This is a genomic window from Erythrobacter sp. SN021, assembly GCF_021864455.1.
Window position 1 is genome coordinate 1 of the sequence record NZ_JAKKUW010000248.1, and the last position, 280, is coordinate 280.

Annotated in this window: 1 protein-coding gene; it reads left to right on the top strand. The window is 69.6% G+C overall.

Annotated features, from left to right (window positions below):
• The coding region (locus L5849_RS15770) for an ATP-binding cassette domain-containing protein (RefSeq protein WP_236926311.1) at positions 1 to 280 on the top strand (280 nt) is incomplete at both ends.

Sequence of the window (280 nt, forward strand, 5' to 3'; positions counted from 1 at the left end):
TGTCTTCCAGCAGCTGGAGCTGATCCCCTACCTCTCCGCCGTCGAGAACGTGATGCTGCCCCTCGCGATCCTGAACGAGCCCGGCAAGCGAGAGCGGGCGTTGGGGGCGTTGCGCAGCGTGGGGTTGGACGAGCGCAAGGCCAGGCGTCTTCCGTCGGAGCTCTCCGGAGGGGAGCAAGGGCGCGTCGCAATCGCCCGCGCCGTGGTGAACGACCCGCCCGTCATCTTGGCGGACGAACCGGTGGGCAGCCTCGATCAGCGGACCGGCCGCCAGGTGCTC